We start from the raw sequence: 15309 nt of genomic DNA on the forward strand, positions 1-15309 counted from the left end.
GGTACCATTAACCTTAAAGAAAAACAGTTAAAACTAAGGCTTGTTACAGCTTTATGTTAATCAGACTGTTAAACATAGATGTGGCTACTTACCCTTGATATCTTCTTTACCCTGCTTCATTTTATCATTATTGGCATTAACCTCTTTGGATGGATATGGAAGTCCACCAGAAAAATTCATTTTTATTGTGTCATGATTACTGCCTTCTCCTGGGTGATACTTGGCATCTGGTTCGGCTTAGGTTATTGCCCGTTAACTGACTGGCAGTGGCAGATAAAAGCTAAATTAGGAGAACAAAATCTTCCTGGTTCTTTTATCAAATATATGGCTGATAAGCTCACAGGAAAATCCATAAGCTCTTTATTGATTGATTATATAACAGCTTTTAGCTTTGCTATTGCTGCATTTCTTTCCGTTTATTTTAATTTCATAAATAAAAGGACCGCAAATTAATATAAGGCCAGTCAGAAAGACGACCTGCAGCTTAGTGATTTACACTTGCTATAAACTGCTAAATTTTATTTTGATCCAATAAAGATTCCAGCTGATCAAAACAGGTTGTAATTCCCTGTTCAAAGCCCATTTCTACTAATTTTCGCACATCTTCTGCGCTCGCATAAGTCATCCTGAACTCCACTTTAACTCCATTACTTGTTTCGGTAAAAACAGTATTGCTTTTCGAAACAGGTAGTTCCGGGTTTATATTTCCATTCTCATCGCAAAATGCATCTTCAAAATCTATCCGTTTTAAAGGGTCGATCGAAATGTAATTCATTATCCCCCACATCTTGGTATTATCCGGCCCTACCATAGCGTACAACCAGTGACCGCCGGGTTTAAAGTCCATTCTCTTGGTTTCTGCCCTCCATGGCTGTGGCCCCCACCATTGGTCCAGAAGTTCCCTATCGGTGTAGGCACGCCATACTTTCGCAAGAGGTGCATTAAATTCTCTGGATACGAGGATCGACTTTTCGTTAAAGTCCTTTACTACAAGCGTTTTGTTCTTAGTTTCCATTGTTTCATTGATCTTATGCTAATTATGATAATAGATTTCCAGTCAGGATTGTTTTTGCTTAAATAAGCTGGCACTCAGTTAAAATCTTGATTTGGTACGTAACCGCCGGTCTGCGGAAATTGCATTACTCTGCAATGGCGAAATTGATTTCCCTTTAAAAAATTAAGAGCCTTCTAAAATTAGAAAGCTCTCAATTTTAATCAAATTCATTAATTATTAATTCACAATTACTGAACGGGTATCGCTGAAGTTTCCAAGATTAACTTTGATATAATATGTTCCGGCAGGTAATCCCTGAAGGTTCATTTCTTTTTCAAAAGCACCATTCTTGATGTCAGTGGTTGATTTTACAAGTGTTCCACCTACGTTATAAACCGATATAGAAACTTTTCCATTTTCCACACTGCTTACACTCACTTTGAAATTTCCGTTCGATGGATTCGGATATACCGATACTACAGGTTCTACAGAAACAATCGGTTCAAGGGCCAGAGCAGCAGAGATGGACGATAAGTTATTTGTTGAACATCCTCCTAGGCGGTCGCCATGATTAAGATGGGCCTGGACTGCGCTGGAGGAAACGCAAATAGCTGTTCCATTATGGCATATCAATACCTTATCGCTCTTATTTCCACAAGTAACATCTACAACATTAATGGTTATTGATGCTGTCGCTGTGCAACCTTTGGCATCCTTAATAGTTGTTATGTACGTTCCCGCAGCACTTACACTAATGGAAGCAGTAGTTTCCCCGGTACTCCAAAGGTAAGTATAAGGCGCTGAACCACCTGTTGCCGTTGCATTTAAAGTAAGAGAACTTGGTCCGTAGCCATAATAAAGGGTGTTAGGTAAATCTACAGCCGGATTTATAGAATATACTGCAGGAATGCTTGCCGCAATTGGGGCGTTGACAGTTACAGAAGTGCTATCTGTTAGTTGATGGTTATTACCATCTGTAACGGTCCAGTAAATTTTCGACTCACCCACATTGAAGCTTCCGCTTGCATCGGGGCCGGTTCCGTTTCTTACGGTAGCACCAGTTATGGTGTAAGTAATGTTAACAAGTCCGCAATTGTCTGTTGCAGTCAGCGGCGGAACAGTGTACCCTGCTTCGCTATAGCACAACAGTTGCGCGGATGGAGTTGTTAGAACTGGACTAACTGAATCGATTACAGTTACATCAAAACTATAATTAACCGATCCTGAAGAATTGGTAGCCGTAACCGTAACATTTGTAATCCCTTTGTTAAATACAAGGCCAGAACCTGTACCATTTCCTGCACCTGTGGTTGCCCCGTTAGAAGAATAGGTATAAGTCGGAGCAGGAAATCCTGGAGCTTCGGCAACATAAGTAACAACAGCATCACATCCATCAGCACGCGTGCTTTTAGAGCTGCTCTTAGTCGCTGGTGCTGTGATGTATTTCACTTCAATATTAGGTGCAGGCGCAGCAGCCATATCATAACCCAGGAAGAAACTTGGGTGTGGCGGCTGGTTGTATGCAGCATTCTGCCATGCTATTGCAGTACGGTATTGCGGATCATGCATTAAAGTATAAATACGATGCTCCGTTGGTATGTTAGTTGTGAAAAGAATCAATGCAGTATTATCAGAGCGACGCAAGATGATTTCCTCTCTCCAGTCGCCAAATATATCGGCAGTTAAAGCAGGATTCTTTTTAGTATCATTATTAGACGAAACCGGAGCGGCCTGATATATGGTGAATAAACGATTCAGTGATTTTGTCACCGGATTCCATTTGTCCATGATTGTACCATCCAGCAGTTCACGACCCAAATCACCATCCCACCACACAGCACCATTCACCGCCTGGCTGCCATTAGTCGGCTTTGCTGTGCCAATCTCACCATCCTGAACATTATAAAGGTTACCGGAAGAGCTCCACATTTCGTAGCCTCTGTGATTGGGGTCTATATCCGCTGCTAAAGCACGACCAACGTCGCCGGTAGTAGGAACACCGAAAATCATTTCACCAATTCTGGCGTCATTAAGTCTTATACCATACGGACTGTATTGGCCGGGAGACTCCAGGCACTGCCAGATCTCCTGACCCGGACGATCGGGATCCATATCCGACATATGTAAGGCATCACCATGACCCTGTCCGTAAGTCCAAAGACGTTTACCGTTGTCGTTAATCGCACTAGACCCATTAATTACTTCGTCTTTTCCATCGCCATCCACATCGCCTATAGTCATCTGATGGTTACCCTGGCTCGACAAAGCATTATTAGCAGGATCGCTGGGATCCTTACTGTCAAAAATCCAACGAAGAGTTAGTTGTCCGTCGCGCCAGTCGTAAGCGGCACGCACCAATTTGTCATAATATCCACGACCAACGATGATACTCGGGCGGGCACCATCAAGGTAAGCAACAGCAGAGACAAAACGATCCTGGCGGTTACCATAGTTATCTCCCCAATCCGACACATTACCTCTGGCAGGCTGATAATCAACTGTAGCCATAGCAGCGCCAGTCAATCCGTTGAAAACGGTTAACCATTCAGGTCCTTGCTGTACCCAACCGGCAGAATTACGGTAATCAACATTTGCGTTACCAATTACATTACCGGTACCATCGATAGTACCATCGGCAGTTTTAAGAATGATTTCGGCTTTTCCGTCTCCATCAAAGTCATAAACCATAAATGGATTAAAGTGAGGACCACCATTCATATTGATACCCAGGTCAATTCTCCACAAACGGGTACCGTCCAGCTTATAGCAATCGAAGATCTGTTTACCGCTATAGCCACCTGAGTTATGATTTTCAATAGTTGGAGCCCATTTCAGGATAATCTCGTATTCACCATCGCCGTCTACATCTCCTACACTGGCATCATTGGCGGTATAGGTGTAGGTCCTTCCGTCAGGAAGAGTACCTGCAGGAGGCATTTGAAGTGGAATAGATAATTGATTATTAGCCCATGCGGTAGCAGGCGCAGAAGCAGGTCCTTCAGAACCGTTAATCACTGTTTTTACAGTATAGCTGCCGTTAACGGCAGTATTATCAAGAAAGTTTGTAGAAGTAGTGATAGGTGTGACATTCAATTTCACATTGTCGCGGTAAATATTAAAAGCAATTCCTGAGGGATCATTACCCAGCAGGCGCCAGCTGATAAACACCTGACTGCTTGTTTTACGCACAGCCACTACACCCCGGTTCAAAAATTCCATTTGCTTCGGAGTGTTTACCACTGCATCAGGAACGGCAAGGGTATTTACTCGTACCACGCCACCGTAAGTGGTACCTCCACTATTAATAGCATATGCTCGTACATAATACAATGTAGCCGGGGTCAAACCTGGAATAGTTACGGTATAAGATCCGGAACCAGCAGTTGCAGCCACAACTTTTATATTCGCTGTTGTCGGATTTCCACTGGTATTGTATACAACTCCTCTTTCTGTAATAGCCGATCCACCATCCGATGTGATATCTCCTCCTGCTACTGCCGAAGTAGGCGTTACGTTAGTGATAGCCGAAGTACTAAGAACAGCAGGTGCGGCCGGGGGTGCGTACATGCGCGCAATTGGTGTACTCACACCACTGGAATTGGTTTTTGTATAAACTACATAAGGGTATTCGCTTCCTGAAGCGATGGTTAGATTACCTACAGGCTCGTCGATGCCGCGAACAACGGAAGGATCTTTCATTTCGGTCCATGCTGTAGCGCCTGCTGCTTGTTTAAATACCCGGGCAGTGCTTAGGAAAGCGCTTGTAACGGCGTCAATAAAAGAACAATACAGATTGCCGGAAATATCCCGGATCAGGCTGATGCTTGGAGCATCCCTTGAGGAAAGGCTTGTTGCAGTGCCCCAGGTACCCGCAGTTTTATTGTACACAATCACCGTGGCCCTGTTTGAATTTCCTGTATTGAAATAGGCAATTGCCAGATTTCCTGCAGAATTCAGCACCATACTTGTATGACGAATTCCGCCTATATTAACAGTAACGGGATTCCAGGTGCCGCTGTTACACTGGTAAAGTGCCATTGTTCCCGTTGTGGAGGTTGGGGTCGACAAGTTGCAATACGCAAGCCAGGGTACGTCGGCCTCGTCTAATACAAGACTAACCCCTACAGCTTTTGCGGCTGCATTTACGGAGGCAGAACCTACCGTTACCCAGGAACTTCCATCGAACTTTTTTACATATGGTACCAGATTCGCACCCTCGCCAAACGCAATGTACGGTTGGTTGTCCGAATCGAATGCCAGTGAACTTCGCGGTGTAGAACTGTATTGACTTACGTTATTAGTAACCGAGCCTGAAGAAACGTACAGGTTACTAATATCACCTTTCAGCGGCTGCCAAACCTGGCTGCTGTCGTTATACACTTTTACTGCTAATTTATTTCCGTTGGAAGCATCAACATAAGTAACGAAAAGATTGCTCGCTTTATCAAGGTATATCCTTGTATAGTTGAGATTGGAGCCTATATTATCCCCTACCTGTTCCCAGGCACTTGTGCTGGGATTTCTCCTTTTCACTTTTGCAACAGGGCCAGTGCCTTCTCTGAAAACGACATAAGGCACATCATTTAAAACCGTGATGGACGTAAAAGAAGAGGCAACTGAAGATATCTGCCCTTCATTACCCAAAATAGTCCATTGTTGTGCAAAGGATGAATTTAAACTCAAAAGGCTTAAGACGGTAAGAACAGAAATTCTAAAAGTCGCCTTTCGCGAAAAGAACTCTGTAAACTCAAAGAGCCGCTCTTTAGATAAAATAATTCCTTGTAAAATTTCTTTCATAGTTTTCTTGTTAACTGGTTAATTAATTGGTTATTCTTTTATCGGGTTTAAAACACTATCTGATCATCCTCTACTGCTTGTAATCAGGTAGCTTAGATAGATTCCCTTTCAGCAGTCCTGAGAACTCTCAGTACGGATCAAAAATTCCTCTTTAACAGAATGATAATCCAGTATAGTATGTTGCCCTATTCCCGCTGGAAACAAATGTGAACAGGCAACAGAAAGCGCTTAAAGGGTATGAAAACTGGAAGGAAATGGGATAGATTGAAAGGCCATAGCCACACATGGTTAGTAATTTTTTTTGCATAAAGAAGTAATTTGGTTTATAAATATTTATTAATTGGTTTCTATTTATAATGCCCAAAAAATCACACATCTCACACTGTACTAAAATTATGTCAAGGTTAATACAGCTTAACTCGAAAAACTACTCTGGTCGATTTTAATTGGTTTTCAAACATAATACTTAAAATAAACAATGGCATCCTGTACCATCATGATGACATACCAAAAAGTCCGGTCGTAGAAAGCTTAGGTCCGTTTGATTGTTGATCAGAGTTAACGCAATTCCTATGCAGCTATAACTTTATGGGTATCTGCAAGAAACAAAGTAGTCATCCTTGCTCTGCCAGGCGACGCTGCGCCGGCGGCGCCACCATCTAATTAATTAAAAAATTATTGTTTGGCTTAAATTTTGCTCTACTATTACAACACAGGAGGACCTACCATGAAAATTCTAGTCGCACTAATAATAAGCAGTTTCCTAACACTGTCCGGAATTGCTCAGACAACCGCTAAAATCACACTAATATTTAAATCAATTAACAAAAACACCAGTAACTTCCAGGTCATGATCGATCAGACAAGCTACTATTCAAATACCAATACTAAAAATCTTAAAACGTATAAAGTTGATATTGATGATGTTCCCGTAGGTACACACACACTGAAGCTATACAGGTTAAAAAGTAATAATCCTGTTAATAACGGCAAACTTCAGAACATTCCGGTCTATTCTAAAACATTCGAACTGAGAGAAGGGTTCGATATGAATATTACAATTCTTGTAAATGGCAGAGTCCAGTTTACCGAACAGGCAGTACCGGCAACCAGCAGTCCGACTAATGTGCGAACTCCAATGACAAGCAACAAGTTTAACCTCCTTGTCGAGAACATAAAAGCGAAGTGGTCGCAGTCTCTTAAAGGAGAAACTATCCGGGATGCTATTATCGCTACCAACAGTTATTTCAGCACTGCACAGATCAAGGCTTTATTAGGTTTGATCACTTCTGAAAGCGACAGACTTGAGCTGGTAAAACTTGCGTACAGTGATATAACCGATCCTGCTAATTATTACCAGTTAGCCGACCTGTTTAACAGTACAGCGCACAGGGAGGAATTTAATGTATATGCACAGTCACAGGCTGGCCAAAGCCCGACTTCGACTGTTCAGATGACCGATTCACGGTTTAATCAGCTATTACAAGAGGTAAGGAATAACTGGTCACAATCGCTCAAAGCAGAAACTGTACGAAGTGCTTTTGTTAATACCGGTAATTACTTCAGCACTTCTCAAATCAGGCAATTATTAACTCAAATCACTTCCGAAAGCAATCGCCTTGATCTTATTAAGCTCGCTCACCGCGGAGTCACCGATCCGGCTAATTTCGCTTCACTGGTAAACCTGTTTAACAGCACCGCATACCGAACCGAGTTTAACAGTTTCGTGGCGTTAACTGGTGGGCAGGTTCAAAACACTGCGAAAGCGCAAATGAGCACCACCCAGTTCAATCAATTGCTGCAAAGTGTGAAAGATAAATGGTCGCAATCGCTTAAAGGCGAAGCCATAAGAGATGCATTTGTAAATAGTAATAATTATTTCAGCACTTCCCAAATAAGACAGCTCCTTACTCTTGTAACTTCCGAAAGCGATAAACTGGAACTTGCCAAACTCTCTTTCCGGGGAGTAACAGACCCCGAGAATTTTAGCACCCTGGCCGATCTGTTCAGCATCAGTTCTAACAGAACCGAATTTAATAACTATGTTATCGCACAGGGGGGAACGACTACAGGGAACACAACTATAAAAACTGCTATGGCAGAGGGAGACTTTAACATGTTGGTTCTAACCGTTCGCAGTAACCTGGTTCAGCCGCTTAAAGCTAATGCCCTAAGAAATACGTTTAGCAATCCCAGTTACTACTTTACTTCCAGCCAGGTGAAAGAATTGATCTCACTTATTAATTCTGAAACCAGCAGGCTCGAGCTGGCTAAACTTTCTTACAGAACAGTTACGGACCGTCAAAACTTCAACCTGTTAAATGATGTATTACCGACACAGTCTAACCGGGAAAAACTTGCAGAATATGTGAGGACATATACGGGAGAATAAGATTGCTTGCCAAACATCTTAAACTCCCGCTGTTGCGGAACAAACTTATTTTTTAAACACTTCTGCGAAAAGCTCGTACGACCTTAATTTGGCCTGATGCTCAAAAATATGAGAAGTTGCCATAACTTCATTAATCTGGTTATCGGCGATAAAAGAGCTCATTTCATTTTCAATAGTTTCGGGGCCGCCGATAAACGAATACGTCAGCATTTGCTTTACCGCGGCCTCTTCATAAATAGTCCAGATATCGTCCATTGAATCTACAGGAGGCGGCAAGAGATTTCGTTTTCCGGTAACCACGCCCATAAAAAACTGCTGTACCGAAGTAGCCAGATAATTTGCTTCTTGATCCGTATCTGCTGCTACCACATTTACACAAGCCAGTATATAAGGTTTTTGAAGGTGTTCGGAGGGTTTAAAATTATCCCGGTAAATATTAATAGCATTTTTAAAGTAAGCCGGGGCAAAATGACTGGCAAAAGCATACGGCAAGCCCAAAGCAGCGGCTAATCTCGCGCTATCTGTACTAGAACCCAATATCCAGATGGGGATATCCAAACCTTCACCAGGTATGGCACGTACCTCATTACTACTGTTCTCACTTGAAAATAATAGCTGAAGCTTTTTTATATCGTTTGGAAAACTATGTACTGTCTCGAAATTTTCTCCGCGGATAGCCTTAGCGGTCACCTGATCCGTTCCGGGAGCCCTGCCCAGCCCAAGATCAATACGATCAGGATATAGAGAAGCTAATGTACCGAACTGTTCTGCAACAATTAAGGGAGAATGATTAGGCAGCATAATACCTCCCGACCCCACTCTTATCCGGTCAGTTCCTCCGGCGATGTATCCTATTAGAACAGCTGTTGCAGAACTTGCAACGCTTATCATATTATGATGCTCTGCAAACCAATAACGTGTATATCCTAAACTTTCGGCATGCCTGGCAAGATCCAGACTGTGTTTGAAACTATCGGCTGGTGTATAACCTTGTGCCACCGTCGCTAAATCAAGCACGGAAAAAGGAATATGGCTTAAATCTGATCCACTCATAAAGCAATTGTATCTAAAGGAGCAAAAATATACTGAAGCATGATAATAACTCTGAATCTTTGGTTTTATGACGCTACTTCGATGAATGTAAATTAAACCTTAAAGTCTTCACGTACCAGGGGCAGGATAGTACGGGTTGCTTGCCGAAAATCATTCATCTACTTTAGAACCACCGGTTAAAAACATCTATTCTATCAGAGGAAGCCGAAAATCTTTAAAAGAGTAGGCAGATTATAAACTACAGTTAAGAATAAACTACTAATTATTATCTCTTTGATATGCTTTAGCTAATCAAAAGCCAACTGGATTGTTGTGCTGGATTCGGCAAACACCAATGGCGCTGTCCACTCTAAGTATTATATTGATGCCAATAAAATTCTTCACTGGGATATGGTGACGAAGAGCCCCTCCGCATACATACCCGACATATACACATCGCAGGGCTGGGAGAATATGGTACAATTCAATGTTTATGGCGTTGATGGCGGAATAAACGAGTTTTATCTTAATGAAGAGACATTTCCTTTTAGCTCGCAAGGGCATTATTCAGGCACAATTGATTTGAGTGCGCTCTCCTGGTCGGAAATACAACAAACCGACTGCCAGACGCAATTCTACTACATATCCGGAGTAACATCAGTGAACCCTGATTATACCAGTTATATCGATCTTAATTACCTGCAATAACGAGGCGTTTTTAGCCGGTAGTTTCGTGAAAATAATCCAGGGGCGATTTCTCAAGCACTGTGGGAGGATCAAAGACCCGCCAGTGGTTCTAATACCCCTTTACGCTTCACTATATTTTTATAATCCCATTGTATATCCCGGGCCTTTTTAAGCCATCGTTCAAGATCAACCCGGTTAATTTGTTCGCTGGAAATATAACGGGCTTCGGCTGCTTTAAAAGTTCCTTCAGGATACAAATCAGGTTCTCCAAATGACTGGCCGCTCCAGAACAACAATCGAATACCTCCTTTTAACTTACTGTAACCTACAATTGGATTCCCGTTTAGAAACCAAACGGGATGTCTGTGCCAGATTTTGCCTTCAGCGTCGGGTAAGTTTTGATTGATTTGCTGTAATAAGACATTGCATACCAACCTTTCTTCATCCGTTTGCGAATTGTTATAATCTTGAATTTCCGTGCTCATTGCCTGTAAGATTTGTTTCGGTTCTTTTTATTTACCGTAAACTTAGTAAGAAAATTGGGCCTTATCCTGGCCTACTGCGTCAATTATAGGGGCTATTTGCGTAAAAATACAATTTTGTACGGCCGCGATGCTGCCGGCATCGCTGAGGGGTGAAATCTGCTTTATGGAAAAACTGAACTTCTGCATCTTATCATAACACATATCTTCAAAAAATGAAAAGATTAGCATTTATCGCTGCTGTCGCAGGAGCATTTTTAGTTTCAGCTTGTACACAAACTGTCGACACCCGGCACAAAATAGAAGTTCTAGGATCGGCAGAAACGGAAGTTACTCCCGATATTATCTATGTTGGAATATCTATTAAAGAATTTATTGATAAGGCATCCGGGAAGAAGGCATTGATAGAAGATCTGGAGGCCAGACTCCGGGGCGCTGTTGCGAAGGCCGGCATTCCAAAAGAAAATTTCAGGATCAACGATGTCTCCAGCTTTAACTACGCCTATGAAAGAAAGAAAAACCCTGCTTTTATGGCGAGAAAACAATACAGGCTAAAAGTATCGGATCTGACTAAATTTAACCACATCATTAACGCAGTTGATGCAAAAGCGATAGAATACACCACTATTGAAGGATATGATTACTCAAACCTGGAAGCCCTTAAACAGGATCTAAAAATAAAAGCGCTTAAAGCCGCTAAAGATAAAGCAACGGCTTTAGCTGCTTCGCTTGATGATCAAGTTGGAGAAGCTCTCGAAATTAATGAGATTGAAAACGGACAGCGTACTTATCCGGCCCGTACCGGCTCAGTAATGAACGACGGCCTGATGACTGAGCAGGCTGCGTCGATGCAGCCAATCGATTTTAAAACTACAAAATTAAGCTACCAGATAAGAGCTGTATTTGAGCTGGAGTAATTTGCGGTAAGGCATTAGTTTCTAAAACCTAAACTACTGCCCGCCCTCGCCTTTTCCGCCCGAAACATCATCACTGTTTTACTGCGATAAAAAGAAAAAAGCGAGAAATTTACAGACCTCGCTTCATCCCGTTTCAAACGAAGATGCTAAGTAAAAAAAAGAGAACGGACTAAATCTCCGTCCTTTGCTCAGGCTGTTGCTGATACGGTTTCAGCTACTTCCCCGTGCTTCGGGTTCTTCCTTTTGGCGACCGTACCGAGCGGCAGAACTATCGTGCCCCACATCTCGTTTAGCACCTGAGCGATCCCGGCATATATTGCCAGGAAACCGCAAATAATTCCTTCAAAACCGGCAAGTGTTTTAATCGAGGCATTTGCGGAATAATCTCCAAGGGCTAAAAGAAAAAACAATAAAGCTAAAGAACCAAAAACCAGCTGCAGCGCAACACTCACCTTGAAAGTTCCGATAAAAAGCAGCAATGTAAATATCCCCCACATGGTTAAAAAGGCGACCAGACTGCCTGTCGATACTTCCGAAATCCACCCCATCTTTGGCATAATCAGCAGTGCGGCAAAGCTCAGCCAGAAAAATCCGTACGATATAAAAGCGGTATAGCCAAAGGTATTATTCTTCCTTCCCTCGGCTATTCCCGCTAAAATCTGGGCAACACCTCCGTAAAAAATCCCCATGGCTAACACCATCGAATCAAGCCTGATAAAGCCGGCATTGTGCAGGTTTAATAAAACGGTCGTCATACCAAAGGCAAAAAGGCCCAGTGGAGCCGGATTTGCGTATGTGTCTTTCAAGACAACTTCTCTTTTCTCTTTCATTATGCGAGGTTCTTTTTTGCGAAATTACCATGCCGCTACAGATAGGCAGATGATGAAAGTCAATAAAAAAAATTATTTTATCCAGAAACCAGAAAAGCGGATAATTCCCAGACTGCCCTTAGTATAAAAAGAGGATTTCTCGAATCCTGCGAAAACTTCAATACATTTCCTATCTTGATCGCCTGTAACTTTATAAACCTTTCATCCGCCTGTTCTTGTCACCTTGAAATAATGCTTAAAACCTTTAAAAAAAATTACTTCATTGCAATCCTGCCCGTAGTTTTCATTCTGTTCGGCAGTGCCGAAACCTTTGCGCAAAATAAAACCCAGGTAAATACTGGCACGAAAAATCCTTTAGCCTACCTCAGTTCGGCGATTGACACATTCAACAGACGCTTACCTTCAGAAAAACTGTTTGTACATACCGATAAGTCCTTCTACACAATTGGCGATACCCTTTGGTTTAAGTCATATCTTTTTAATGGAAGAAGCTCGTATTCTGTTAAAAGCGGCATCGTTTATCTTGACTTGATAACCGACAGTGCTGTAGTGGTGAAAAGCATTTCGGTGCCTGCGGTTATTGGTCTGTCATGGGGGCAGATCGTGCTTAACGAAGAAAGCTTTAAAGAGGGGTTTTATACCATAAGAGGCTATACCAACTGGATGCAAAATTTTGGTGAAGAGGCTTTTTTTACCAGGCGTATTTATATCGCCAGTCCGGCTGCGAACCATTGGCTTGTTAATCAGTCCAATACTGTCACTGCAAATGCCGCAGAAAGAAATTTTAACTATTCACTTCAGTTTAAAAAAGCCAATGGTGACATATTTGGATATAAAGTTTTGCAATGGCAGCTTAGCGACAGTCGCAAAAATTTCGCAAAAAACACTTATGAAGCCTTGAATAAAACACTCGATGCGCGCATTGATCTGAATACTACTAAGGGGCCGTTATTTATGAAGGTGCAGGAGAAGGCAGGCGACAAGCAGCAGCTTAGTTTTCCGCTACTGATGAGTCCGTCTCCGGATATCGATCTTCAGTTTATGCCTGAGAGCGGCTTCCTGGTTGCCGGCCTGCCCTGCCGCGTCGCGTTTAAAGCGCTTGATATCTACGGCAAAGGAATTAACCTTAGCGGAGTTTTGAAAAACAACCGGGGCGAAAGCCTGACTGAGTTTCAGTCTCTGCATAAAGGGATGGGATCTTTCAACCTGACTCCCATATCGGGTGAGACCTATCAGGCTGTAGTAAGCTGGGGTGATGGAATGACAAAGACCGTAGCCCTGCCTGCGCTTAAAACTTCGGGGTCCGCCTTACAGGTAGGCAATATTCCGACAAATGACTCTTTGCGTCTGGAAGTTCTTTTTAGCATTGAACATCTTGATAAACAGGAATATAAACTGATGGGATTTTCTGACGGCCAGCCTTACTTTACTGCATTCTTTAAAGCAGACAGGCAAAGAATACGCATGAAAGTTCCAAAAACGGATTTCCCTTCTGGTATTGCTCATTTTACCTTATTTAATAGCGAAAATGAACCGGTAAATGAGCGCGTCACCTTTATAAATCATAAGGATAATCTGAATATCCGGATTACTTCTGCCAAAGATGAATACCATTTAAGAGACAGTGTTCCGCTAAGCATCCGTGTAACCGATGCAAAGGGAAAAGCAGTTGAGACCAGCTTATCAATCGCGGTTACAGATGATTCGCAGATTAAAGCGGAGCTGCAGCAGGAGAATATTGTCACTCAAACCTTGTTCGGTGCAGAGTTGAAAGGAAATGTCGAAGAGCCGGCATGGTATTTTAGTGATGCTGAAAAGACCGGCGAAGCGCTGGATCTGCTGATGCTGACACAGGGTTGGGTGGGCTATAACTGGAAAAATATTCTTAATCCGGCTATTAAGCCCCTGTACGCTGCGCAGCCTGAATTGCAGGTATCGGGTAGAGTTTCTAATGTTTTGAACAAGCCTGTTGTAAATGCAAAGATGTTATTGCTTACCAAAGGAAAATTCAACCTGATAAGAGATACGGTAACGAATGCTGATGGCCGGTTTATTTTTAAAAACTTCCCCGCCGTAGACACGGTAAGTTTTATTGTACAGTCTCGAAATTCAAAAGGCCGGAGTTTTGGTATCGGATTAGAAATGGATGTAATTAAACCTGCGCCCTTCACGCTGACACCAAGGTCTACCGATATCCCCTGGTTCGTTAGCAGCGACCCCAGTTCATTACAACTGCTGAGTAATAAGCAGAAATTAAGAGCAGAAGAGTCAAGTATTAGTGGAAAAAACGTGCTCAGCGAGGTTGTGATCGCCGGGAAAAAGAATATCCCTAAATCTAAAAACCTGAACGGGCCCGGAGAGGCAGATCAGATCATTGATGAAAAGGAAGCACAAAAAGCAGGAACGCAATCGCTGATCGATTTCCTTCAGGAACATGTAAAAGGCTTTTCTTTAAGATCAAGAGATACCGATCAATTCTTTTATATTAACGAAAAAAAAGTGAGGTTCGTGGTCGATGGAGTAGAACTCAACCGCTTTTATATGGCTGATGATCCTCCGGTTTTAAATCAGTATTATAATTTTATAAACGATGCTCTGACAAGTTTGTCTGCAGATCAGATTTTGGGTGTCGAAGTAATGTACAATCTCAAGAACACCAGCGCGTATTCCTCTTCATTTTTAACTATTGAGGAGCAGATTGGGAATGCCGGGAGATCGATGCCAGCTGCTAAACCAGGTGCACCTAGGCCGAGTATTCGCGATCAGTTCACCAGCAGTAGCGATATCGCCTACCTTGAGATCACCACACGCTCTGGTCAGGGAATATTTTTCAAAAAGACTCCCGGCATAGCTGTATATCGTCCCTTACCCCTCACCTGGCCCAAAGAGTTTTACAGGCCTAAATACAGTACTTCAAACACAGCCAAATTCTCAGACCTGCGCTCAACGCTTCACTGGGAAGCCAATATTTTAACCGATGCAGAAGGCCGCGGCTTTACTTCTTTTTATTCTTCCGATAATGCAGGTACATATACGGTAATTTTACAGGGAAGTAACATGGGAGGCTTAGTTGGATTTAGCAGCTTTAAGATTAAAGTCCTGAAGTAAAAAGGCTAAATGAGCGAAGCTTATTTAGGCTCCTGCACGGACAAAACACTGCCGATCATCAGATAAAATG

The 15309-nt window shown here is 42.5% G+C and carries 10 protein-coding genes; 5 read left to right on the forward strand and 5 right to left on the reverse strand.

Annotated elements, in window-relative coordinates; genetic code table 11:
* Positions 1 to 153: 153 nt before the first annotated feature.
* Entirely contained in the window at positions 154 to 453 is a 300-nt protein-coding gene (locus WG906_RS13780) for a DUF2784 domain-containing protein (RefSeq protein ID WP_339993365.1), read from the forward strand.
* Between the two features lie 58 nt (positions 454 to 511).
* On the opposite strand, the gene WG906_RS13785 is transcribed toward WG906_RS13780, so the two are convergent.
* Complete coding sequence (locus WG906_RS13785) at positions 512 to 1015, reverse strand: SRPBCC family protein (protein ID WP_339993295.1); 504 nt, start codon at positions 1013 to 1015, stop codon at positions 512 to 514.
* Positions 1016 to 1231: 216 nt separating this feature from the next.
* Complete coding sequence (locus tag WG906_RS13790) at positions 1232 to 5791, reverse strand: rhamnogalacturonan lyase family protein (RefSeq protein ID WP_339993296.1); 4560 nt, start codon at positions 5789 to 5791, stop codon at positions 1232 to 1234.
* Positions 5792 to 6518: 727 nt separating this feature from the next.
* On the opposite strand from WG906_RS13790, the gene WG906_RS13795 reads away from it, so the two are divergent.
* On the forward strand, positions 6519 to 8183 hold the full coding sequence (locus tag WG906_RS13795; RefSeq protein ID WP_339993297.1) for a proline and serine-rich protein 1 family protein: 1665 nt from the start codon (positions 6519 to 6521) through the stop codon (positions 8181 to 8183).
* Between the two features lie 45 nt (positions 8184 to 8228).
* On the opposite strand, the gene WG906_RS13800 is transcribed toward WG906_RS13795, so the two are convergent.
* Positions 8229 to 9236: an LLM class flavin-dependent oxidoreductase gene (locus tag WG906_RS13800; RefSeq protein ID WP_339993298.1), complete on the reverse strand. Its 1008-nt coding sequence runs from the start codon at positions 9234 to 9236 to the stop codon at positions 8229 to 8231.
* Positions 9237 to 9548: 312 nt separating this feature from the next.
* Between WG906_RS13800 and WG906_RS13805 the strand changes: the two genes are divergently transcribed.
* Positions 9549 to 9923 (forward strand): hypothetical protein, encoded by a 375-nt coding sequence (locus WG906_RS13805; RefSeq protein ID WP_339993300.1) that lies wholly within the window; start codon positions 9549 to 9551, stop codon positions 9921 to 9923.
* A 68-nt stretch (positions 9924 to 9991) separates the two neighbouring features.
* Here the strand turns inward: WG906_RS13805 and WG906_RS13810 are convergent, their stop codons facing one another.
* A complete protein-coding gene (locus WG906_RS13810; protein WP_339993301.1) occupies positions 9992 to 10387 on the reverse strand; it encodes a DUF1801 domain-containing protein in 396 nt (131 codons plus the stop codon).
* 212 nt (positions 10388 to 10599) lie between these two features.
* Between WG906_RS13810 and WG906_RS13815 the strand changes: the two genes are divergently transcribed.
* Complete coding sequence (locus WG906_RS13815) at positions 10600 to 11301, forward strand: SIMPL domain-containing protein (RefSeq protein ID WP_339993302.1); 702 nt, start codon at positions 10600 to 10602, stop codon at positions 11299 to 11301.
* 188 nt (positions 11302 to 11489) lie between these two features.
* On the opposite strand, the gene WG906_RS13820 is transcribed toward WG906_RS13815, so the two are convergent.
* Positions 11490 to 12131, reverse strand: a complete 642-nt coding sequence (locus tag WG906_RS13820; protein WP_339993303.1) for an acetate uptake transporter — start codon at positions 12129 to 12131, stop codon at positions 11490 to 11492.
* A 231-nt stretch (positions 12132 to 12362) separates the two neighbouring features.
* On the opposite strand from WG906_RS13820, the gene WG906_RS13825 reads away from it, so the two are divergent.
* Positions 12363 to 15239, forward strand: coding sequence for a carboxypeptidase-like regulatory domain-containing protein (locus WG906_RS13825; RefSeq protein ID WP_339993305.1), 2877 nt, complete (start codon positions 12363 to 12365; stop codon positions 15237 to 15239).
* Positions 15240 to 15309: the final 70 nt, after the last annotated feature.

Source organism: Pedobacter superstes, assembly GCF_037622515.1.
GTDB classification, from domain to species: Bacteria; Bacteroidota; Bacteroidia; order Sphingobacteriales; family Sphingobacteriaceae; genus Paradesertivirga; species Paradesertivirga superstes.